Genomic DNA, 21008 nt, shown 5'->3' on the forward strand with positions numbered 1-21008 from the left:
CGGGGCCCCGCGAAACGCGGGGCCCCGAAGGGGTGAGACCGTGACGCTCAGTTCTTGACCGCGCGGGCGCGGCGGAAGAGCACCGCACCGCCCAGCAGGAGACCGGCGCTGGTCAGCAGGCCCGTGGCGATGTCGCCGGCACCGGTGCGGGCCAGGGACGGACCGCCGCCGTGGCCCATGGACTGCGGCTGGTTGCCACCGCCACCGCCGCCGCCACCGCCGTTACCGCCGCCGCCACCGCCGCCACCGCCGCCCTCGTTCTCCTTGCCGGGCTTGTGGCGGTTGCCGTGGTGCCCGGGCTTGTGGTGGTGACCCTTGCCCTCGTGGTGGTAGTAGCCACCGGTGTTGGCGCAGGTGTTGCCCGCCGCCGGGTTCAGGATCCCGATGACGTCGATCGTGTTGCCGCAGACGTTGACCGGGATGTTGATCGGCGCCTGGATCACGTTGCCGGACAGGACGCCCGGGGAGCCGACCGCCGCGGCGCGGGCCGAGGCGCCGCCACCGCGGTGCCCGTAGCCCTCGTCGCCGTCGTGGCCCTTGCCGTAGCCCTTGCCGCCGCCGTAGCCCTTGCTGCCGCCCTGGCCGTAGCCCTTGCCGCCGCCGTAGCCGCCGCTCTTGCCGCCACCCTGGCCGTAGCCGCCGCTCTTGCCGCCGCCGTAGCCGCCGCTCTCCTTCTTCCCGTAGCCCTTGCCCTGGCCGTAGCCGTGGCCCTTGCCGTGGTCGATGGAGCCGTTGACGCAGGTGTTGCCCGCCGCCGGGTTGAGGAGCCCGACGACGTTGACGGTGTTGCCGCAGGCGTTGATCGGAATGTTCACCGGCGCCTGGATGGTGTTGCCGGACAGAACGCCCGGAGAGCCGGCGGCGACCCCGGACGCGGTGGAGTCCGCGTAGGCCATACCGCCGGTGGTGACGGCGAGCACGCCGCCTGTCGCGACTGCGGTGAGCAGCCCCTTTTTCGCGACTTGTCGCATTGAATGTCCTTGCCTCTTGCTTTTCCGATACGGAAACCGGCGGACTATCGCCCGCCGGGGGAATGAATGACCCCCCGGGGCCGGATGACCGGTGTCCCACCCCTAGCCGGTGCGGCGGCCCCGGAACGCGGAGATGGCGCCTCCGGGGCCGCCGGGATCAGGCCTGCAGCAGTGCGGCCCGCCGCGGCGTCAGTTGTTGAAGCAGGCGTTGCCCAGAGCCGGGTTCAGCAGCCCCACGATGTTGATCGTGTTGCCGCACAGGTTGACCGGGATGTTGACGGGCACCTGGATCACATTGCCGGAGAGGACCCCCGGGGAACCGACGGCGGCAGCCTGAGCGCCGGAGTCGGCGACGGCCACGCCGGCACCCGCAGCCACGAGCCCACCGGTGACAGCGGCAGCAGCGACGACCTTCTTGATCATTTTTCCTCCTTGTTGGCAAAACGGCCCCAACCTCGGACCGCACACGAACCAACGACCAGGGAGGAGGCGCGCTACTGCCGCCGGGATTCATTCACTCTTTTCGGCTAAGCGGCAAGAAATGTCGATGATGCGAGCGTCGTTTCAGCAGTTCGCAAGGAAACGGTCGAGAACGCGCACGCCGAACTTCAGTCCGTCGACCGGCACCCGCTCGTCCACACCGTGGAACATCCCCGCGAAATCCAGCTCCGGCGGCAATTGCAGCGGGGCGAATCCGAAGCAGCGGATCCCGAGGTCGTCGAAGGACTTGGCGTCGGTCCCGCCGGACAGGCAGTACGGCACCGCGCGGGCGATCGGGTCCTCGGCCTTCAGCGCCGCCTGCATGGCCTCGACCAGGGCGCCGTCGAAGCTGGTCTCCAGCGCCTTGTCGGAGTGCACGTCCTCGCGCCGGACCCGGGGGCCGAGGATCCGGTCGACGTCGGCCAGGAACTCCTTCTCGTGCCCGGGCAGGAAGCGCCCGTCGACGTGCGCGGTGGCCTGGCCGGGAATGACGTTCACCTTGTAGCCGGCGCCCAGCATCGTCGGGGCCGCGGTGTTGCGCAGCGTGGCCCCGATGATCTTCGCGATGCCGCCCAGCTTGGCCAGCGTCGCCTCCATGTCCTCCGGGTCGAGCTCGGTACCGAGGGCGTCGCCGAGCTCGTCCAGGAATCCCCGCACGGACTTGGTCACCCGTACCGGGAACTCGTGCCGGCCGAGCCGCCCGACCGCCTCGCAGAGCTCCGTGATGGCGTTGTCGGTGTTCGTCATGGAGCCGTGGCCGGCGGTGCCGTCCACGGTGAGCCGCATCCAGTGCATGCCCTTCTGGGCGGTCTCGATCAGGTACAGCCGGACGTCCTCGTTGACGGTGAAGGAGAAGCCGCCGACCTCGCCGATGGCCTCGGTCACGCCCTCGAACAGCCCGGGGTGCCGGTCGACCAGGTGCCGTGCCCCGTAGACGCCGCCCGCCTCCTCGTCGGCGAGGAAGGCCAGCACGATGTCGCGGGGCGGCCGGCGGCCGCTGCGCAGCATGTCGCGCACGACGGCCAGGGTCATCGCGTCCATGTCCTTCATGTCGACCGCACCGCGGCCCCAGACGCACCCGTCGGCGATCTCGCCGGAGAAGGGGTGGTGGGTCCAGTCGTCCGCGTTCGCGGGGACGACGTCGGTGTGGCCGTGGATCAGCAGGGCCGGGCGGGAGGGGTCCTCGCCGGCGATGCGGGCGACGGTGGAGGCCCGTCCCTTGTGGGACTCGAAGACCTGTGGCTCCAGGCCGACCTCGGCGAGCTTCTCCGCCACGTACTCGGCGGCGGCCCGCTCACCCGGCCCCGAGTGGTCGCCGTAGTTGCTGGTGTCGATCCGGATCAGGTCCCGGCAGAGGTCGACGACCTCGTCCTCTGCGGTGGTCGTACGGGCGGCCGAGTTCGACTCGCTCACGCTGTCTCCTTCGTTCGTCGGTCCCCGCCATCCTCCCGCGCCCCCTCCGCGGCCCGCGAGGGCCCCGGGCCGGCCGCCCTGCTCCCGTCACGGCAGGCGTGTGATCGGGGACCTCCGGATGTTTGCTATTGTTTTCCACGTCGCCGGGCCGAGTGCCGGGCGGCGAACACCTTGTCCGGGTGGCGGAATGGCAGACGCGCTAGCTTGAGGTGCTAGTGCCCTTTATCGGGCGTGGGGGTTCAAGTCCCCCCTCGGACACCACACAGACGCCTGTGGGCGGCATCACCGGGAGACCGGTGGGGCCGCCCACAGGCGTTTGCGGCGTCCGGGACCTCTCCCCGGTGGGGACGCCCGCCCCGCGGTCACCCGGGCAGGTGAAAGGGGCGGCGGACGATCGGCCGACTGGTCGCGCCCGGCATGACAGCGCCGGCGGCCGGGGGCAGCGTTGCCCTCGCACCGCTCTCCGCACAGACGAGGACGCTCACCATGGCCGATCCCCGGCGGCACGGCATCCGCGCCGGCGCACTGTTCCTCCTGCTCGGCGCCGCGGGCTGCTCCGGCGTGACCCCCACAGCGGTGGGCTCGGTGGTGTACACCACCCCCGACAACAAGGTGGTGCAGATCGACAACCCGTCGGTGGACGGCTGCCACCAGCTGCCGCCCACGGGTGCCCGGTCCATCACGAACAAGACGCTCAACGACGTGGTCCTGCACACCGGCCCCGGCTGCAAGAACCTGGAGGGCACGGAGAGCTACTACCTGGCGACGAAGACCAGCAACCCGGGCGTCCCGGACGCGGAGCCCTGGATGAGCTTCACCGTCGTCGGCGGGAACGCCTGACCAGGGGTCATCAGCGGCCGGACGCGGCGGCGTCGGGGGTGGCCGGCGCGTCGCGGCACCGAGGCAGCCGCGTCCGGGCCCGATTCGCCGGGCCCACGGGCCGGGCTTACGTTTGAGGGGGCCCGCGCACCCGCCCGTTCCCCGCGGGCCGTGCGGCCCGGAGGACGGTGACCGCGATGACCGTGGACGCCCGGTGGGGACCCCCCGGCGAGCGGGCCGCCCACGGCAAGGCGGCCCGCAAGGCGGCGCCGCGGTCCGCGCACGCCGAGTACGCGCCCGCGGCGGACCGGCCCGACCCGGTGGACGTCGTGGAGGAGCAGTCGGCGCGGCGCGTGCCGGAACTCGTGCCCATCCGCTACGGCCGCATGACCGAGTCGCCGTTCCGCTTCTACCGCGGGGCCGCCGCGATCATGGCCCGGGACCTGGCGGGGACGCCGCGCTCGGGCCTGCGGGCCCAGTTGTGCGGGGACGCGCACCTGCTGAACTTCCGGCTGCTGGCCTCGCCCGAGCGGCGGCTGATGTTCGACATCAACGACTTCGACGAGACCCTGCCGGGCCCCTGGGAGTGGGACGTCAAGCGCCTGGCCGCGAGCCTGGTCGTCGCGGGCCGCGCCAACGGCTTCTCGGCGGCCGAACGCGCGGGGGTGGTGCGGGCGGCCGTGGGCGCCTACCGGCGCCGGATGCGCGGCTTCGCGGGGATGGGCAACCTGCAGGTCTGGTACACCCGTTTCGAGGCGGACGAGTTGCAGCAGCAGTTCGCGCCCATGATGGGCGGCGGGGACGTGGCGCGCTGGGAGCGCGCCCGGGCCCGGGCCCGGGCGCGCGACACCCTGCAGGCCTTCGACAGGCTGACCCGGGTGATCGACGGCCGGCGGCTGATCGCCCCCGATCCCCCGCTGCTGATGCCGCTGCGCGACCTGCTCGACGGCGACGCCCGCGCCGCCCTGGAGAAGGAGATCGCCCGGCTCGTCGAGCGGTACGGGCACACCCTGCAGCCCGACCGCCGCTTCCTGCTCGAGCAGTACCGGCTCGCCGACTGCGCGCGCAAGGTCGTCGGGGTCGGCAGCGTGGGCACCCGCTGCTGGATCCTGCTCCTGCTGGGCAAGGACGACGGGGATCCGCTGTTCCTGCAGGCCAAGGAGGCCGAGGAGTCGGTCCTGGCGCCCTACGCGGGGGCGGGGACGCACCGTACGCAGGGCGAGCGGGTGGTCGCCGGGCAGCGCCTGATGCAGGCGACCAGCGACATCTTCCTCGGCTGGGAGCGCCTGTACGGCGTCGACGGGCGTCAGCGCGACTTCTACGTACGGCAGTTGCGCGACTGGAAGGGCATCGTGGTGGCCGAGGACCTGGTCCCGCGGACGATGACGCTGTTCGGGGAGGTGTGCGGCGCCACCCTGGCCAGGGCGCACGCGCGGTCCGGCGACCGGATCGCGATCGCGGCGTACCTGGGGGGCTCGGACGTCTTCGACCGGGCGGTCGCCCGGTTCGCCGAGGCGTACGCGGACCAGAACGAGCGGGACCACCGGGCGCTCGTGGACGCCGTCCGCGCCGGACGGGTCCGGGCGGAGACCGTCTGACGCCCGCGCGGTGGCGCGGCACGCCGTCGGGACGTCGTCACGGGCGCGACGGCGCCGGGCGGGGCGCCCGGCCGGGGGCGGGCGGGCGCCCGCCCCTGAGCGGCGGCAGCGGAGGGATGTCGGGGCCCTGCGGCAGCAGTTCGGCCACCACGAAGGAGACGACCACCGCGAGCACCACGACCGGCACCGACTCGGCGTTGCCGAGCAGCAGCACCACGAGCACCACACTGCTCACCGGCAGGCGCATCGCGGCGGCCCCGGCCGCGGCCATGCCCGCCGCCATCGCCGGTACGACCCCGAACCCCGGTAGCGGGGCGGCCAGCAGGCCGGCGGCACCGCCCAGGAAGAGCGAGGGGAAGATCGGGCCGCCGCGCAGGCCGCCCAGGCACAGCGCGTAGCCGGCGCCCTTGCACAGCAGCACCGCGACGAGGGCGCCGGCCGGCCAGAGGTGCGGGTCGGCGGCCATCCGCGCCAGCGTCGTCTGCCCGGAGGAGGCGACCTCCTCCGGGGTACGGCCGGTGGCCAGCGCGTACCCGGCGGCGCAGGCACCGGCGGCGAGCGCCAGGAGCACGGTGTGCGGCAGCGGCCGGCGGGAGACGAACACCGCGGCCGCCCTGCCGCCGGTGACGATCAGGTGCACGCCCGCTCCGACGGCCAGGGCGAGCAGCACGCCCCACACCACGTCGCCGGCGTCGAGCGTGGGCGGCCGGGGCAGGCCGATGTCGAGGTGGGACGTCTTCAGTCCCGTCCAGCGGCCGAAGCCGGTGAACACGATGTCGCCCACGCCGCTGGCGAGCAGGGCGGGCAGCATCACGGCGAACAGCTGGGGACCGCCGATCCCGGCCACCTCCATCAGGAGGACCCCGGCGACCACGGGATTGCCGAAGATCGTGGCGATCGCCGCCGCCGAACCGGCCGCGCCCAGCAGCGCGTTGTTCTGCGGGGTCGCCGGCGAGCGGACCAGGTCGCGAAAGAGCAGGGCGAGTCCGCCGCCGAAGGCGATGAGCGGGGCCTCGGGGCCGAGCACCGCGCCCAGCGGCAGGCCGGCGAGGGCGGCGAGGACCACCCCGGGCAGCGCGGACGGGGTGATCCCGCCGGTGTGCAGGCCGCCTGCCGGGACGTGGCCGCCGCGCCCCGGCAGGCGGGTGACGACCAGGCCGACGACCACGCCGGCGAGGGTGAGCAGCGGCAGCGGCCACCACCACGGCGGCGTCCGCAGGCCGAACTGGACGGGGAGCACCTGCCACAGCAGCCGCTCCAGTTCGTGCAGCGCGACGAGGAACCAGAAGGCCAGGAAGGACACCGGGATGCCGATCAGCGCGGAGAACACCAGGGTCCTGCGGTACGCCGGCCGGCGCAGCAGTTCGCGCAGTTGGTCCGCTTCCTGAGGCTGGTTCCCGGGGTGGCTGATCGCCGGCCTCCTCGCTCGCGAATGGGGCGGAACGGGTGATGTCCGGCGAGACTACCGACGCGGGGCCGCACCGAGGCGCAGGGCACGCTGGACGTTAGGGTGAGCCGACCGCGCGAGGAAGCGCGGCCCCGACGTATCTGGAGGTGCCATGGCCGCCCCCACCTGGGTCGCCGTGCCGGACGACTCCCCCTTCGGCGTCCACAATCTGCCGTACGGGGTGTTCACCACCGCGGACCGCCCGCAGGAACGCCGGATCGGCGTCGCGATCGGAGACCACGTGCTCGACGCGGGCGCCGCCGCCCGCACCGCCGGTGCCGGGACGGCCGGCCCGGAGGCCGGGCTGCTGACCGCGCCGACGCTCAACCCGCTGCTGGCGGCCGGGCGTTCGGCGTGGACGGCGGTGCGGTCGCTGATCACCGCGTGGCTGACCGACGAGGCCCACCGGCCGGCCGTCGAGCCGCACCTGCTGCCGCACGACTCCGTCACGCTCCACCTGGCCTTCGACGTCGCCGACTACGTCGACTTCTACGCCTCGGAGCACCACGCCACCAACGTCGGCCGGATCTTCCGCCCGGACGGGGAGCCGCTGCCCCCCAACTGGAAGCACCTGCCGATCGGTTACCACGGCCGCAGCGGCACGATCGTGGTCTCGGGGACGCCGGTGGTGCGTCCCAACGGGCAGCGCAGGGGCGCCGGCCTCTCGGCCCCGTCCTTCGGGCCGTGCGAGCGGCTGGACTTCGAGGCCGAGCTCGGCTTCGTCGTGGGCGGCCCGACGGCGCAGGGCGAACCCGTGCCACTGGCGGAGGCCGAGGAGCACGTCTTCGGGGTCTGCCTGCTCAACGACTGGTCCGCCCGGGACATCCAGGCCTGGGAGACGGTGCCGCTCGGCCCGTTCCTGGGCAAGTCCTTCGCGACCTCCGTCTCCCCGTGGATCGTCCCGCTCGACGCGCTGTCCACGGCGCGCGTCGACCCGCCGCCGCACGACGTGGGGATCCTGCCCTACCTGGACGACCGCGGCACCGGGACGCCGCCGCGCGGGCTCGACATCGCCGTGGAGGTCCGGCTGCGGGGCGAGGTCGTCTCGCGTCCGCCGTTCTCCACCATGTACTGGACGTACGCCCAGATGCTCACCCACATGACCGTGAACGGCGCCTCGTTGCGGGCGGGCGACCTCTTCGCCTCGGGCACCGTCAGCGGCCCGCTGCGCGAGCAGCGGGGTGCGCTGATCGAGCTGACGTGGAACGGCGAGGAGCCGCTCGTCCTGGCGGACGGCACGAAGCGGACGTTCCTGGATGACGGCGACGAGCTCGTCATCTCGGCGAGCGCCCCGGGCCCGGACGGCACCCGCATCGGTTTCGGCGAGGTCGCGGGCCGGGTGGTGGCGGGGCCGGTGCCCGCGTGAATTGACCTGCTCAAGGGTCTGTCCGAGTCCCGGGTCGGCGTGATCTCCTACGCCTGACGGCGCGGCGTCCGGCCACGGCACGCCGCGCCGTCGCGTACGCGCATCCGCCCGCCCGCCGCGACACGGCCCGGACCCGCAGGGGAGCCATGTCCGAGACGCTGCCCTCCGCACCCGACCAGGACGCCCGCCGCGCCTCCGGCCCGGCGCTGCCCCGGCAGGTGCGGATCGGCTACGGCCTGGGGTCGCTGGGCACCGGCACCTTCGGCACGGTGCCGGGCCTGATCCTGCTCTACTACCTCACCAATGTGCTGGCCGTGCCGGCGGCCGTGGCGGGCGCGGCCGTCTTCCTGCCGAAGGCGTGGGACGTGCTGATCAACCCCCTGGTGGGCGCGGCCGCCGACCGCAGCCGGCTGCAGGGCGGTTCACGTCGGCCGTTCCTGCTGGCCGGGGCGCTGACGCTGCCTCCGCTGTTCGCGCTGGTCTTCGCGGCGCCGCCGCTGCGCGGGGCGGCGGCCGCGGGCTACGTGGCGGTGTTCTTCCTGCTCGCCGCGACCGCCTACGCCGTCTTCCAGGTGCCGTACGTGACGATGCCGGCCGAGATGACGCAGGACCCGGACGAGCGCGCCCGGGTGCTGGGCTGGCGCGTGGGGTTCCTCGGGGTGGCGATCCTGCTGTCGGGGGCGCTGGCCCCGGCGGTCGCCCACGAGAACGGCGACACCCCCGCGAGCTACCGGCTGATGGGCGCGGTCGTGGCGGTGCTGCTGCTGGTGGGGATGCTCGGCGCCTGGCACTTCACCCGGCACGCGCCCTCGGTCGCCCGCAGCGAGTCGGAGGCGTCGCTGCGGGCGCAGTTGGCGGCGGCCCGGGACAACCGGCCGTTCCTGTTCCTGGTGGGGATGTGGACGCTGCAGGCGCTCGCCGTGGGCGTCATGCTGGCCGGGGTCCAGTACTTCGCCACGTACACCCTGGGCGCGGCCGGGGCGGTCACCCCGCTGTTCGTCTGCATGATCGGCCCGCTGGTGCTGGTGATGCCGCTGTGGAACCGGCTGGCCCGGGCCCGGGGCGTGAAGTACGCGCAGTGGTGCGCCTCGCTGCTCTTCGTCGCCGCCGCCGCGCTGCTGGCCCTCACCCCGTACGCAGGGCCGGGCCTCGGCTACCCCGCGGTCGCGGCCGTCGGGATCGCCTACGCGGGGCTGCAGTTGCTGCCGCTGACGATGCTCGCCGACACCCTGGCCGCGGACGCGGTCCGTACCGGGCGACGGCGGGCGGCCACCTTCACCGGGCTGTGGACGGCCGCCGAGACGCTGGCGTTCGCGCTGGGCGCCGGGGCCTTCGCGCTGGTGCTGGCGGTGAGCGGGTTCCGTTCCTCGGACGCCTCGCACCACGCCGACCAGCCGGACCCGGCCCTGGCGGGCATCACGGCCGGCATGAGCGTGCTGCCCGCGCTGCTCGCCGCCGCGAGCCTGTGGCTGCTCCACCGCTACCGCGAGGACCCCGCCGGTCCCGCCCCGCAGACCCCCGTCCGTACCGACCGGCCCGAGGACACCGACGACCATGACCAGTGAGCCCGTTCCCTCCCCCGCCCTCCCGCAGGGCCGTCCCGCCGGCGAGGTGCTGGCGCGGCTGGCCGGGCTGCGCGCGCAGGACGCCCCCACGCGCGGCGGCCGCACCTTCGCGTACGTCTACGACTCCGGGCTGTCCGGCGTCGACGAGCTGGCCGCTTCGGCGTACACGGAGTTCGCCACCGTCAACGGGCTGGACATGACGGTCTTCCCCAGCGTCGCGCGGCTGGAGAACGACCTGGTCGCCGCCGCCGTGGCGCTGCTGGGCACACCCGGCGCCCAGGGCACCTTCACCAGCGGCGGCACCGAGTCCATCCTGCTGGCCGTGAAGACCGCCCGGGACCACGCCCGCGCGGTGCGCGGGGTGACCGCGCCCCAGCTGGTACTGCCCTCCACCGCGCACGCCGCCTTCCACAAGGCCGCCGCCTACCTGGGCCTGGAGGCCGTGGTGGTACCGGTGGACCGCGAGACCCTGCGGGCCGACGCGGCGGGCACGGCGGCCGCGATCACCGACCGCACGGCGCTGGTCGTGGCCTCGGCGCCCTCGTACGCGCACGGGGTGGTCGACCCGGTCGCGGAGATCGCCGCCGCGGCGGCCGGCCGGGGCGTGCTGTGCCACGTCGACGCGTGCATCGGCGGCTGGCTGCTGCCCCACCTGCGGCGCGCGGGGCGGGACGTGCCGGACTTCGACCTGTCGGTGCCCGGGGTGACCTCGCTCTCGGTGGACCTGCACAAGTACGGCTACGCCGACAAGGGCGCGTCCGTGGTGCTCTACCGGGACGCGGAGCTGCGCCGCCACCAGTACTTCGCGCACGCGGGCTGGCCGGGCTACCCCGTGGTCAACCCGACGGTGCAGGGCACCAAGTCGGCCGGGCTCCTGGCCCAGGCGTGGGCCGTGCAGCGGCACATCGGCGAGGACGGCTACCGCGCGCTGGCCGAGCGCACCGCCGCGGCGGCCGACCGGCTGCTGCCCGGGCTGCGCGCGGTCGAGGGGGTGCGGGTGCTGGGCGATCCCCAGGCCGGGCTCGTCGCGTTCACGCTGCTCGGCGCCGACGGCGAGCCGGACCTGAGCCTGCTGCTCCACCTCGCCGACGAGATGCGCGAACGCGGCTGGTACCTGCAGCCGCAGCTGTCCTTCGACGGGCTGCCGCCCAATCTGCACCTGACCCTGACCCCCGCGGCGGCCGGGCTGGTGGACGCCCTCCTCACCGACCTGGACGCGGCGTCGAAGGCGGCGCGCGCCCTGGAACCGGTGGCGGTGGACCCGGCGATCGCGCAGTTCGCGGCCGGGCTCGACCCGGACACCCTGAGCCCGGAGGAGGTCGAGGCCGTCCTGGCCTTCGCGGGCATGGGCGGCGGCGCCGCCCTGCCGCGCCGGACGGCCCCGGTGCTCGCGCTGCTCGACGCGCTGCCGGTCCCGCTCAAGGAACGGCTGCTGACGGAGTTCGTCGGCTCGGTCTTCCGCGTCTGACGGCCGCGGGCGGGCGGCGGGCAGCGAGGGCTGCACAAGCCACCCCGGGCTGCCGAGGGCCGCGGGCGGCGGGCCTTTGGCACCCCTGGGCCGGGAAGGCCCGGACGGCGCCCGGGTCGGCCGCACCGCGTGCGCGTCCGGGGAGTCCGCCGAGCCGGGCGGACCTGTCAGGCGGCGAACGGCCGTCACACACCTCGGGCCCTCGTGGCCAGGAGCACCCGGACGACGGTTCACGCCGCACGCGCCACAGGCGCATCCGGTCGACGGCCGTGGAGCCTTCCCGGTCAGCGGTCTGGACTCCGCATGCCATCCGCGGCTGGGGAGCCTTGGAACGTCCGAGGGGGCGACATGGTCTGGTCACGGCTGCGTCGGGGGCCGGCGGCGCCACTGCCGCCCTTGCCGGGCATGTGCGCGTACCGTCGGCACGTCCTGGGGACCGAGCACTTGTCGTTCCGCACACCGGAGACGACATTGGACGTCGTCGCCGTGCTTGCCGCCGCCGCGGACCCCGAAGCGCAGCAGTGGCTCGGTTCAGCGGAACACGAGGCGACTGTCCACCTGGCTGACGCCCGGATCCGAGAAGCCGTCCTGAATGTGCGTCCCGGTGACCCGGCCTCGCTCGGTGCGGCCCCGTGGACACGGAACATGCTGACGAAGTCCTTCGAGCCCACAGGAGAGGGAGAGGTTCTGGTCGGTGTCCGCCGGGACGACGGCAGATACGCCGGGTGCATCCAACTGAACCCCGTCCTCCAGGAGATCGGCGGCTGGCTGGCACCCCATGCGCGCGGCACGGGACTGGGCGCGGAACTGTTCCGGGCAGCCCTGCTGCTCGCGCACACCCACTTCGGACTCCGGACCGTACGCGCCGGCTACGAGCCGACGAACACCGCGTCCGCCCGGGCACTCGCCGCCGCGGGCTTCGTCCCCGCCGACGGGCCGCCGACCCACACCCTGGAGAACGGCCGGGAGGTCGAGGCGCTGTGGGTGCGGCACGTGGCGACGGGCCCGGCGTCACGCTGCCGCGGTGCCCGGCCGTCGGCGCCGAGCGGGCCCGTGGGCCGTCCGGAGTCATGACCGCGGCGAACCACCGGCCCCACCCCTGACCAGCCCCACCCCTGACCAGCCTCCTGGCAGAGCCCTACCAGCGGCGTCGGCGGCGCGCGCCGCGCGGTGGTCAGCGGTCGCGGCCGCGGGGCTTGAGGGGGGTCGCGGGGAGTTCCGGGGCGAGGAGGCGGGCGCCGTCGTAGCCGTGCACGGTGCCGAAGGCGCTGCCGGTGTTCCACTCCTCGCGGGCCCGGGCGATCTCCTCCCCGCTGCGGGCGACGAAGTTCCACCACATGACGAGCTTCTCCTCGAACGGCTCGCCGCCCAGCAGCATCAGGCCCGCGGCGGAGTCGGCGCGCAGCGGCAGTCCGGTGCGGCCGCAGCCGAGGTAGAGCATGGAACCGGCCTCGACGGGGACGCCGTCGACGTCGGCGCGGCCGGACATCGACAGCACCGCGTACTCGAAGTCCCGCCGCAGCGGCAGCGTCACGTCGGTGCCCGCGGCGAGCGCGAGGTCGGCGCCGACGATGGGCGTGTGCACGGTGCCGGGCGAGGCCGCGCCGTCCAGTTCGCCCAGGACGACCGTGGCGGTCAGGCCGTTCCCGCCCCGCAGCACCGGCAGGTCGGCGTGGTGCTCGAAGGAGGGCTCGCGGTGCCGTGCCGCTTCCGGGAGGGCGACCCACAACTGGGCGCCGTGCAGGAGCCGGGCGTGCTCGCGGGGGGACTCCTCCGAGTGGGCGATGCCCCGGCCGGAGGTCATCAGGCCCAGTTCCCGCGGGCGGACGGTCCGCAGGCTGCCGAGGGTGTCGCGGTGCAGCACCTCGCCCTCGTGCAGCCAGCTGACGGTCTGCAGCCCGATGTGCGGGTGCGGGGGCACCTGCATGCCGGGCTGGTCGGCGATGTCGTCGGGCCCGTAGTGGTCGACGAAGCACCATGCGCCGACCATGCGGCGGCCGAGGCCCGGCAGCAGGCGGCGTACGGCGGTGCTCTCGCCGAGCGGGACGAGGCGTCCGGTGAGGAGGTCGTGGACGGGCCGCGCGGACACGTCCTCGCGCCCGCCGCAGGTGGCGGGCGCGGGATGGACGTCGAGGTTGCTCATGGCGCGGTCACGTTCACGTCCTCGCGGCGCTGCCCGGGGACCAGCGCGGCGGGGATGTCGGCCTGCAGGCCGCGCAGGTGCTCACCGAGCCCCTTGGCCTGGGGGTCGGGGCGGGTGGAGGCGGCGACGCCCTCGCCGAGCAGGCCGTGGACGACGAAGTTGAGGGCGCGCAGGTTGGGCAGTTCGTAGCGGCTGACGGGGAGCTTGGCGGTCTCCGGCAGCAGGGCGCGCAGCCGTTCGACGTCGAGCCAGTGGCGCAGCCAGGTGTAGGCGGCGTCGTCGCGGGCCCAGAGGCCGAGGTTGGCGTCGCCGCCCTTGTCACCGGAGCGGGCGCCGACGAGCAGGCCCAGCGGGGCGCGCACGGTGGGCCCCTCGGCGGGCCGCCCGGGCGGGGCCGGGGGCTGCGCGGGGACGCGTACCGAGGTGGCGGGCGGACGCGGCACGGGGACGCGGGTGCCGTCCTGCAGCACCACCTCGGGGTGGACGAGGGCGGCGGGGACGAGGGCCGGCCAGTGGACGCCGTACTCGGTGGGCCGGGGCGAGAAGTGCTCCATGTGCAGCCCGGGCGCCGTGGACAGGCCGGTGCCGACGACGGCGCCGAACAGGGCGCGGCCGACCTTGTCCTGGTCGGGGTCCTTGACGGTGAGGGTGAGCCGGGCGCCGGAGGCGGTGGGCTCGGTGCGCAGGTCGTACGCGGCGAAGCCGGCCGGGCCGCCGGTCGCGTCGAGCAGGGACGCCTCGGCGAACCGGGCCTTGGCCTCGATGTCGGGGCCGGTGAGCACGAAGGTGGCCGCGTTGCGGTAGCCGCCGTGGTGGTTGAGGCACACCTTGAGGGTGTCGGGGGCGGGTTCGCCGCGGGCGCCGGAGACCAGGACGCGGTCGGGGCCCTGCTGTTGCAGGGTCACGGTGTCGAAGCGGGTGACGACGTCCGGGTTGAGGTAGGCGGGGCGGTCGATCTCGTAGAGCAGCTGGGCGGTGACGGTGTCGACGGTGACCGCTCCGCCGGTGCCCTCGTGCTTGGTGATGACGCTGGAGCCGTCGGGCCGCAGTTCGGCGATGGGGAAGCCGGGGCGCACGGGCCGTTCGATCTCGGTGAAGAAGGAGTAGTTGCCGCCGGTGGCCTGGGCCCCGCACTCGATGATGTGCCCGGCGGTGACCGCGCCGGCGAGCCGGTCCCAGTCGTCGGTGGCCCAGTCGAAGGCCCAGGCGGCGGGGCCGACGACGAGGGAGGCGTCGGTGACGCGGCCGCAGATGACGACGTCGGCCCCGGCGCGCAGGGCCTCGGTGATGCCCCAGGCGCCGAGGTAGGCGTTGGCGGTGAGCGGGCGCACGTCCGCGTCGGCGAGCGGGAGTCCGGTGGCCAGGTGGGCGAACGGGTGGCCCGCGCGCTGGAGTTCGGGCAACCGGTCGATCAGGTCGTCGCCCTCCAGGTGGGCGACGGAGGGGTCCAGCCCCGCCAGGGCGGCCAGTTCGCGGAGCTTGTCGGCGAGACCTGCGGGGTTGAGCCCGCCCGCGTTGACGACGATCTTGATGCCGCGGTCCAGGCAGGTGGCCAGGACGTCGCCCATCTGGGCGAGGAAGGAGAGGGCGTAGCCCGCCTCGGGGTCGCGCTGCCGGGCCTTCCAGAGCAGCAGCATCGTCAGCTCGGCGAGGTAGTCGCCGGTCAGTACGTCGATCGGGCCGCCCTCGACCATCTCGCGGGCGGCCGACAGGCGGTCGCCGTAGAAGCCGGAGCAGTTGGCGATGCGCAGGGTCTCACGTCGCTGGGTCATGTCCCTCGCCGTCAGCGGTGTCGGTGTTCAGATGTGGGTGGTGGTGGGTGGTGCTCGTGTACGGGCTCAGGCGGCCGTCGCGCGCAGCGACTCGACGTGGCGGCGGATCTCCTCGGGCGAGAGGTAGATGTCGGTGACCTCGAAGTCCCGCAGTGCGGCCGGCCTGCGGGCCTGGAAGCCGGTGCGGACGAAGTCGTCCCCGGCGACGGCGTTGAGGAACCAGCCCGCGGCGGCGCGGAAGCGGGCGGGGAAGGTGCGCAGTGCCCCGAGGTGGTAGCCGCGGGCGACGACCTGGGCGGGGAGGCCGCTGAGCGGGATGCCGAGGGGCTTGGAGACCGCCTCGACCCCGCCGAGGTCCACCACCAGGCCGAGGTCCCGGTGCCGGTACGGCTTGAGGGGGCGGCCGCGCAGCGCCGCGACCACGTTCTCGGCGACGGCCTTTCCCTGCCGCATGGCGTGCTGAGCGGTGGGCGGGCAGACCGCGCCGCCACCCACGTCGAGGTCGGGGACGGCGGCCGAGTCGCCGAGGGCGAAGACCCCGTCGGCGCCGGGGATGCACATCTCGGGGTCGGTGACGAGCCGGCCCTTGACGGTCTCGGTGCCGAGGGTGGTCACCAGGGGGCTGGAGACGACGCCGGCGGTCCAGATGAGGGTGCGGCAGGGCAGCTTGCGCCCGTCGGTGAAGGTCACGGTGTCGGGGGTGACCTCGGCGACGGACACGCCGAGCGAGACCTCCACCCCGCGCTCGCTGACGATCTGCATCGCCTTCAGCCCGAGCTTCTCGCCGAGTTCGGGCATCAGGCGGGGCGCGATGTCGATCAGGTGCCACTTGATGAGGGCCGGGTCGAGGCGCGGGTAGCGCTTGACCGCCGCCGTGGTCAGCCGCTGCAGGACGGCGGCCGTCTCGGTGCCGGCGTAGCCGCCGCCGACGACGACGAACTGCAGCCGCGACTCCCGCTCGGCCTGGTCCGTCGTGGCGGACGCCAGGTCCAGCTGCGCGATGACGTGGTCGCGGATGTAGGCCGCCTCGGCCAGGGTCTTCATGCCGCGGCCGTACTCGGTCAGGCCGGGGATGTCGAAGGTGCGGGTCACGCTGCCGGGGGCCAGCACGAGGTAGTCGTACTCCCTGACGAGCTCCTCGTCGGTGATCTTCTTGATGACGACGGCCTTGGCGGCCGGGTCGACCCCGGTCGCCCGCCCGGGTATGACCTCGCTGCGGTGCACCATGCGGCGCAGCGGGACGGCCACCGCCTGCGGGGTGAGCACGCCGGCGGCGACATGGGGGAGCAGGGGCAGGTAGAGCTGGTGGCTCCAGGGCGTGACCAGGGTGATCTCGGCCTCGTCCTGGGTCAGCCGCCGCTCCAGCCGGTGCACGCACTCCATGCCCGCGAAGCCGCCGCCGACGACCAGGATCCTGGGTCGCTTCATCACTCGCCTCCCGTAGGACCGTTCGGGGCCCGATTCCCTACCCGCGGCGTGTGCGGATACGCCTCCGGCCACGCTCGCACACGCCTCGTCGCGGCGCGAACGGAGCGGCGGCGGCCCGTCCCGGAGCGGCACGCTACCGGCCCCGGCGTGCCCGGATGAAGGGTTCGGCGGGACCGGGCGGGGGAACCGGACGCGGGTCAGTCCGCGGGTCGCGCCGCCGCCCGGGGCGTGACCCGGCAGCGGGCGGGTCCGCGGGCCTGGAGGGTGATGCCGGCGCCGAGCGGTACGTCCTGGTCGACGGCCGTCAGTTCGTGGCCGCGCAGCAGCACGGCGAGGGCGAGCACCGACTCCAGCACGGACAAGTGCCTGCCGATGCACGCGCGGGGGCCGCCGCCGAAGGGGAGCCAGGCGTAGCGGTGGCGGGCGGCCTCCGCCTCCGGGGAGAAGCGGCCGGGGTCGAAGCTGTCGGGCTCCGTCCAGTGGCCGGGGTGGCGGTGGATCACCCAGGGGACGACGATGACGTCCGCGCCGGCCGGGACGGGGTGGCCCGCGACGAGGGTGGCGTCGACCGCGCGCCGTCCGATGACGGGCGCGGCCGGGTAGAGGCGCATGGCCTCCTTGATGACCGCCGTGAGCCAGGGCAGGGCGTCGAGGTCCGCGGCGCCGGGCACGCGGTCGCCGAGTACCCGGTCGATCTCGTCCGCGGCCCGGGCCTGCGCCTCGGGGTGGCGGGCGAGCAGGTGGAGGGCGAAGGCGAGCGAGGTGGCGGTCGTCTCGTGCCCGGCGAGCAGGAAGATCAGCACCTGGTCGCGGATCTCGGCGGGGTCGAGGGGGCGGCCGTCCTCGTCCCGGGCGGAGGCGAGCAGGGAGAGCAGGTCCTGGCCGTCGCCGCCCTCCGCGCGGCGGCGCTCGATGACGTCCTCGCAGACCGCGTACAGCTCCGCGGTGGCGGCGGCCGCCCTCCGGTTGCGCGGGGTCGGCCAGTGGCGGGGGGTGCGCACCGGGGCGAAGCCGCGCCGCCGGATGTGGTCGTCGACGACCGGCATGCAGCGGCGGACGGCGTCGACGGCCGGCTCGACCGCGCCGCCGAACAGCACGCGGGCGATCGTGCGGAGGGTCAGGCCGTGCATGTCGTCCAGGACGTCGACGGTGCCGCCGGGCGCGGTGTGCCAGGTGCCGGCGAGGGCGGTCGCCTCGGCGGTGACGGCGGTCGCGTAGCCGTCGACGCGCCGTGGGGTGAACAGCGGCTGCAGGAGCCTGCGCTGCCGCTGGTAGTCGGCGTCCTGGCTGGTGAGGAGCCCGTTGCCGAGCGACTGCCGGACCTCCTCGTAGAACGCGTTGTCCTTGCGGAAGCCGGCCGAGTCGGTGGCCAGCACCTGCTGGGCGCCCTCGGGTGAGAACACCGCGTACACCTCGGCGCGGAGTCCCGGCGGGCCCGCGGTGAGGCGGACGAGGTCGCCGTGGTCGCGCCGCACGCGCTCGTAGGTGCCGAGGGGGTCGCGCAGCAGGTCGAGCAGGGACCCGAGGAGCGGCACCCCCGCAGGGCCCGGCGCCTTCGTGTGGGCGGTCGTCATGGTGCGATTGTGCGCCCGGTGCGGCGGCGACGTGGTCCGGGCCGGGAGTTTGGCCCGAACCCGCCCCGGGACCGATCATGGGGCGCCAGGGGCACCACGGGCCCGGGACGGACGGGAGGCACCATGGAGGACGCGCCGCGCTCGGCGGACGAACTGCTGGACATCGTCGACGAGAAGGACCGGGTGGTCGGCCGCGCGACGCGCGGCGAGGCCACCGCGCGCGGCCTGCGGCACCGCTGCGTCTTCATCCTGGCCAGGGACGGCGAGGGGCGCGTGTTCGTGCACCGCCGCACCGCGCAGAAGCTGGTGTTCCCCTCGCTGCACGACATGTTCGTCGGCGGTGTGGTGGGTGCGGGCGAGGCCTACGACGACGCGGCGCTGCGCGAGGCGGAGGAGGAGCTGGGGGTCTGCGGCCTGCCGCGCCCGACGCCGCTGTTCAGCTTCCTGTACGAGGGGGAGGGGGCGGCGGCGGGTCACACCTGGTGGTCCCGGGTGTACGAGGTGCGCTGCGATCTGCCGGTCGCGCCGCAGGCCGAGGAGGTCGCCTGGCACGACTTCGTGACGGAGGAGGAACTGGAACGCCTCCTGCCGGAGCGGGAATGGGTGCCCGACGGCCTGGAGGCCTGGGAGCGGCTGCGCGACTGGCGACGACGAAGGTGACGCTGATCAGCAGCGCCCAGGCGCCGAACTTGGCGAGGGAGACCGGCACCCAGCCGTGCTCCTGGTCGGGGTAGCGCCAGGCGCCCACGTAGGTGGCGGCGTTCTCCGCGACCCAGAGGAAGAAGCCGATGAGGACGAAGGAGAGCGCGAGCGGCATCCGCAGGCGCGCCCCGTCGACGGTGAAGTGCACCCAGGTGCCCGCGGTGGCCCACAGCAGCAGGACGGCCAGCAGCCACCGCGCGTCGGGCAGCCAGTGGTGGGTGAAGAAGTTGAGGTACACCGCCGCGGCCAGGATCGTCATGGCCCGGCGGCGGTAGCCGGTCAGGCCCAGCTCGAACAGCCGCCAGGCGGCGCACACGTAGCTGCCGACGGCGGCGTAGAGGAAGCCCCCGTAGAGCGGGACGCCGCCGAACTTGGTGAGCGCGGGTTCGGGGTAGCTCCAGGAACCCAGGTGCACCTTGACGAGTTCGAAGAGCAGCCCGACGGCGTGGCAGACCGCGATGACGGCGACGTCACGTCCGCGTTCCCAGCCGCAGGCCCAGAACAGCGCGCTGAGCGCGACCCCGTAGCAGAGCAGCAGGTCGTAGCGGGCGACGGGGAGCGGGGGCAGCAGCCGCGAGCCGGCCACGCCCGCCATCAGCGCGACGGCGAAGGCGCAGCAGCGCGCCTCCGTCCAGCCGAAGAGCACGAGCCTGCGGATGCCGGTGACGATCGGTCCCATGGGGAGGGGGACACCGCGGGGCACCGCCGTGGTTCCGGCCACGTGCGGCCCGTTCCGGCCACGGTCGCGGGCGGGCGGCGCGGGCGGGCGGGCGGGCGGGCGGGCGGTCGGGCGGTCGGGCGGCGCGATCTCAGTCCAGGGAGCGCAGGGCGGTGGCGACGGCGTCGTCGACGAAGGCCCGGCCGAGGCGGGCCCGGCCGACGACGCGCAGGCCCTGGACGAAGGTGGTGAGGAAGCGCGCGAGTTCCACCGGCTGCTTGTCGGCGGACAGCTCCCCCCGGGCCCGGGCCTTCTCCAGTGCCGCCGCGAGGGCGGACTCCAGCAGGCGGAGGGTGACCGCGACCCGGTCCACGGTGCCGGGGTCGTCCCCGCGCTCGGTGGCGGCGTTGACGAGCAGGCAGCCGCGTTCCGGGTCCTCCAGGTCGGCCTCGACCATCTGCGTCAGCGCGGTACGGACGGCGGGGCGGATCTCGTCCGCGTTCTCCAGCAGTTCCACGAGCCCGCCGGCGTACTGGGAGCAGTAGCGCTCCAGGGCGCGGGCGTAGAGCTTGTCCTTGGAGCCGAAGGCGGCGTAGAGGCTGCCGCTGCCGATGGAGAGCTCGGTCAGCAGGTCCTGGAGGGACGTCGCCGCGTAGCCGCGGCGCCAGAACAGGTCCATCGCACGGTCGAGGGCCTGGTCGAGGTCGAACTCCCTGCTGCGCGCCATGGCGCGAGCCTACCATTTCTGGATCAATTGTTACACTATGGCGTCCGCGGACCGTCCCTTCACGGCCCCGCCCAGGACGCGCCCGGCCGGACCGCGCTCGGTACTGTGGGGGCCGTGATCAAGCATGCGCGGGCCGCGTTCGGGGCGGTCGCCCTGTGGTTCGCACCGGCGCGGGTGCGGGCCGAGGGGACGACGCCCGACTACCGCTTCTCGCTCGCCAACGAGCGGACCTTCCTCGCCTGGCTGCGCACCGCCCTCGCGCTGGTCGGCGGCGGGTTCGCGGTCGACCAGTTCCTCCGGGACCTGCGCCGTCCGGTCCGGGTGACGCTCGCGGTGGTGCTGGTGGTCGGCGGCGCCATGTGCGCGGTCCGCGCGGTGAACCACTGGGTGCGCTCGGAGCGGGCGATGCGGCGCGGGGAGGACCTGCCGGTCTCGCGCTTCCCCGCCCTGCTGGCCGTGCTCGTGGCGCTGGTGGCGGTGGCGATGCTGCTCACGGTGGTGCTGGGGTGGGCGGGCTGATGACGGCCCCGGGCGGGAACACGGCGCGTGACCCGGGCCTGCAGCCCGAACGGACCCGGCTGGCCTGGCGGCGCACCACCCTCGCCTTCGCGGTGGCGGCACTGCTGGCCGGGCGCGATGCGCTGCTGCACGGGGTGTCCCCGGCCGGACTGCTGGGGCTCTCGCTGTGCGCGCTGGCATGGCTGGCGTTCTCCGTCACCGCCCAGCGGCGGATCGCCGCCCTGAACCCGGCGCGGCCTGCCGCGATGACGTACGGGACGGCGTCCTGGGCGCTGCTGTGCGTCCTGGTGCTCGCCGTCGCGGGCGCGCTGCTGGTGTTCCTCGGCCCGCGCTGAGCGAGGAGACGGGAAGAGCTTGA

The 21008-nt window shown here is 74.5% G+C and carries 18 protein-coding genes, 1 tRNA gene and 1 pseudogene; 10 read left to right on the forward strand and 10 right to left on the reverse strand.

Annotated features, from left to right (window positions below; translation table 11 throughout):
* Positions 1-47: 47 nt before the first annotated feature.
* The 3 genes from ACZ7MY_RS21335 to ACZ7MY_RS21345 form a co-directional block, all read right to left on the reverse strand.
* On the reverse strand, positions 48-971 hold the full coding sequence (locus tag ACZ7MY_RS21335) for a chaplin (protein ID WP_499603650.1): 924 nt from the start codon (positions 969-971) through the stop codon (positions 48-50).
* 189 nt (positions 972-1160) lie between these two features.
* Positions 1161-1394: a chaplin gene (locus ACZ7MY_RS21340; RefSeq protein ID WP_018559022.1), complete on the reverse strand. Its 234-nt coding sequence runs from the start codon at positions 1392-1394 to the stop codon at positions 1161-1163.
* A 141-nt stretch (positions 1395-1535) separates the two neighbouring features.
* Positions 1536-2864, reverse strand: coding sequence for a M20/M25/M40 family metallo-hydrolase (locus tag ACZ7MY_RS21345; protein ID WP_499603652.1), 1329 nt, complete (start codon positions 2862-2864; stop codon positions 1536-1538).
* 173 nt (positions 2865-3037) lie between these two features.
* On the opposite strand from ACZ7MY_RS21345, the gene ACZ7MY_RS21350 reads away from it, so the two are divergent.
* The 3 genes from ACZ7MY_RS21350 (at position 3038) to ACZ7MY_RS21360 (ending at position 5281) form a co-directional block, all read left to right on the forward strand.
* Positions 3038-3125 (forward strand) — tRNA-Leu (locus ACZ7MY_RS21350).
* A gap of 225 nt (positions 3126-3350) precedes the next feature.
* On the forward strand, positions 3351-3704 hold the full coding sequence (locus tag ACZ7MY_RS21355; protein WP_499603654.1) for a hypothetical protein: 354 nt from the start codon (positions 3351-3353) through the stop codon (positions 3702-3704).
* 176 nt (positions 3705-3880) lie between these two features.
* Positions 3881-5281 carry a DUF2252 domain-containing protein gene (locus ACZ7MY_RS21360; protein ID WP_499603656.1) on the forward strand — a complete coding sequence of 467 codons (1401 nt, stop codon included), beginning with the start codon at positions 3881-3883 and terminating at the stop codon, positions 5279-5281.
* 37 nt (positions 5282-5318) lie between these two features.
* Here the strand turns inward: ACZ7MY_RS21360 and ACZ7MY_RS21365 are convergent, their stop codons facing one another.
* Positions 5319-6611, reverse strand: coding sequence for a chloride channel protein (locus tag ACZ7MY_RS21365; protein ID WP_499603657.1), 1293 nt, complete (start codon positions 6609-6611; stop codon positions 5319-5321).
* 229 nt (positions 6612-6840) lie between these two features.
* Between ACZ7MY_RS21365 and fahA the strand changes: the two genes are divergently transcribed.
* The 4 genes from fahA (at position 6841) to ACZ7MY_RS21385 (ending at position 12201) form a co-directional block, all read left to right on the forward strand.
* Positions 6841-8094, forward strand: coding sequence for a fumarylacetoacetase (fahA, locus tag ACZ7MY_RS21370; RefSeq protein WP_499603658.1), 1254 nt, complete (start codon positions 6841-6843; stop codon positions 8092-8094).
* A gap of 146 nt (positions 8095-8240) precedes the next feature.
* A complete protein-coding gene (locus ACZ7MY_RS21375) occupies positions 8241-9659 on the forward strand; it encodes an MFS transporter (protein WP_499603660.1) in 1419 nt (472 codons plus the stop codon).
* Complete coding sequence (locus ACZ7MY_RS21380) at positions 9649-11127, forward strand: pyridoxal phosphate-dependent decarboxylase family protein (protein ID WP_499603661.1); 1479 nt, start codon at positions 9649-9651, stop codon at positions 11125-11127. Before ACZ7MY_RS21375 ends, ACZ7MY_RS21380 begins: the two co-directional genes overlap by 11 nt.
* Before the next feature lie 405 nt (positions 11128-11532).
* On the forward strand, positions 11533-12201 hold the full coding sequence (locus ACZ7MY_RS21385) for a GNAT family N-acetyltransferase (protein ID WP_499603663.1): 669 nt from the start codon (positions 11533-11535) through the stop codon (positions 12199-12201).
* A gap of 100 nt (positions 12202-12301) precedes the next feature.
* Here ACZ7MY_RS21385 and ACZ7MY_RS21390 read toward each other — a convergent pair whose 3' ends face one another.
* From ACZ7MY_RS21390 to ACZ7MY_RS21405, 4 genes are all read right to left on the reverse strand, one after another.
* Positions 12302-13270 carry a pirin family protein gene (locus tag ACZ7MY_RS21390; RefSeq protein WP_499603664.1) on the reverse strand — a complete coding sequence of 323 codons (969 nt, stop codon included), beginning with the start codon at positions 13268-13270 and terminating at the stop codon, positions 12302-12304.
* Positions 13267-15042, reverse strand: coding sequence for an acyclic terpene utilization AtuA family protein (locus ACZ7MY_RS21395; protein ID WP_499603666.1), 1776 nt, complete (start codon positions 15040-15042; stop codon positions 13267-13269). Before ACZ7MY_RS21395 ends, ACZ7MY_RS21390 begins: the two co-directional genes overlap by 4 nt.
* Positions 15043-15108: 66 nt before the next feature.
* Entirely contained in the window at positions 15109-16470 is a 1362-nt protein-coding gene (locus ACZ7MY_RS21400; RefSeq protein WP_499603668.1) for an NAD(P)/FAD-dependent oxidoreductase, read from the reverse strand.
* Positions 16471-16667: 197 nt separating this feature from the next.
* Positions 16668-18044, reverse strand: a complete 1377-nt coding sequence (locus ACZ7MY_RS21405) for a cytochrome P450 (RefSeq protein ID WP_499603670.1) — start codon at positions 18042-18044, stop codon at positions 16668-16670.
* A gap of 123 nt (positions 18045-18167) precedes the next feature.
* Here ACZ7MY_RS21405 and ACZ7MY_RS21410 point away from each other — a divergent pair, with 123 nt between their 5' ends.
* The gene (locus ACZ7MY_RS21410) at positions 18168-18704 is read left to right on the forward strand and encodes an NUDIX hydrolase (RefSeq protein ID WP_499603672.1); all 537 of its coding nucleotides are present in this window, start codon (positions 18168-18170) and stop codon (positions 18702-18704) included.
* Positions 18705-18756: 52 nt separating this feature from the next.
* On the opposite strand, the pseudogene ACZ7MY_RS21415 reads toward ACZ7MY_RS21410, so the two are convergent.
* Together ACZ7MY_RS21415 and ACZ7MY_RS21420 are read right to left on the reverse strand one after the other, a co-directional pair.
* A pseudogene (locus ACZ7MY_RS21415) lies at positions 18757-19425 on the reverse strand (DUF817 domain-containing protein); the annotation flags it as partial.
* Positions 19426-19555: 130 nt separating this feature from the next.
* Entirely contained in the window at positions 19556-20131 is a 576-nt protein-coding gene (locus ACZ7MY_RS21420; protein ID WP_499603674.1) for a TetR/AcrR family transcriptional regulator, read from the reverse strand.
* A gap of 114 nt (positions 20132-20245) precedes the next feature.
* On the opposite strand from ACZ7MY_RS21420, the gene ACZ7MY_RS21425 reads away from it, so the two are divergent.
* Together ACZ7MY_RS21425 and ACZ7MY_RS21430 are read left to right on the forward strand one after the other, a co-directional pair.
* Positions 20246-20650, forward strand: a complete 405-nt coding sequence (locus ACZ7MY_RS21425; protein ID WP_499603676.1) for a YidH family protein — start codon at positions 20246-20248, stop codon at positions 20648-20650.
* Positions 20650-20985, forward strand: coding sequence for a DUF202 domain-containing protein (locus ACZ7MY_RS21430; protein ID WP_499603677.1), 336 nt, complete (start codon positions 20650-20652; stop codon positions 20983-20985). The genes ACZ7MY_RS21425 and ACZ7MY_RS21430 overlap by 1 nt, the downstream gene beginning before the upstream one ends.
* Positions 20986-21008 lie beyond the last annotated feature (23 nt).

Source organism: Streptomyces sp. NPDC111520, assembly GCF_055635295.1.

Bases quoted from the DNA above. Each gene is read 5' to 3' on its own strand.
- ACZ7MY_RS21420 (WP_499603674.1), bottom strand. From the start codon at position 20,131: ATGGCGCGCAGCAGGGAGTTCGACCTCGACCAGGCCCTCGACCGTGCG.
- ACZ7MY_RS21410 (WP_499603672.1), top strand. From the start codon at position 18,168: ATGGAGGACGCGCCGCGCTCGGCGGACGAACTGCTGGACATCGTCGAC.
- ACZ7MY_RS21390 (WP_499603664.1), bottom strand. From the start codon at position 13,270: ATGAGCAACCTCGACGTCCATCCCGCGCCCGCCACCTGCGGCGGGCGC.
- ACZ7MY_RS21430 (WP_499603677.1), top strand. From the start codon at position 20,650: ATGACGGCCCCGGGCGGGAACACGGCGCGTGACCCGGGCCTGCAGCCC.
- ACZ7MY_RS21395 (WP_499603666.1), bottom strand. From the start codon at position 15,042: ATGACCCAGCGACGTGAGACCCTGCGCATCGCCAACTGCTCCGGCTTC.
- ACZ7MY_RS21400 (WP_499603668.1), bottom strand. From the start codon at position 16,470: ATGAAGCGACCCAGGATCCTGGTCGTCGGCGGCGGCTTCGCGGGCATG.
- ACZ7MY_RS21375 (WP_499603660.1), top strand. From the start codon at position 8,241: ATGTCCGAGACGCTGCCCTCCGCACCCGACCAGGACGCCCGCCGCGCC.
- ACZ7MY_RS21340 (WP_018559022.1), bottom strand. From the start codon at position 1,394: ATGATCAAGAAGGTCGTCGCTGCTGCCGCTGTCACCGGTGGGCTCGTG.
- ACZ7MY_RS21380 (WP_499603661.1), top strand. From the start codon at position 9,649: ATGACCAGTGAGCCCGTTCCCTCCCCCGCCCTCCCGCAGGGCCGTCCC.
- ACZ7MY_RS21355 (WP_499603654.1), top strand. From the start codon at position 3,351: ATGGCCGATCCCCGGCGGCACGGCATCCGCGCCGGCGCACTGTTCCTC.
- ACZ7MY_RS21360 (WP_499603656.1), top strand. From the start codon at position 3,881: ATGACCGTGGACGCCCGGTGGGGACCCCCCGGCGAGCGGGCCGCCCAC.
- ACZ7MY_RS21335 (WP_499603650.1), bottom strand. From the start codon at position 971: ATGCGACAAGTCGCGAAAAAGGGGCTGCTCACCGCAGTCGCGACAGGC.
- fahA (WP_499603658.1), top strand. From the start codon at position 6,841: ATGGCCGCCCCCACCTGGGTCGCCGTGCCGGACGACTCCCCCTTCGGC.
- ACZ7MY_RS21405 (WP_499603670.1), bottom strand. From the start codon at position 18,044: ATGACGACCGCCCACACGAAGGCGCCGGGCCCTGCGGGGGTGCCGCTC.
- ACZ7MY_RS21385 (WP_499603663.1), top strand. From the start codon at position 11,533: ATGTGCGCGTACCGTCGGCACGTCCTGGGGACCGAGCACTTGTCGTTC.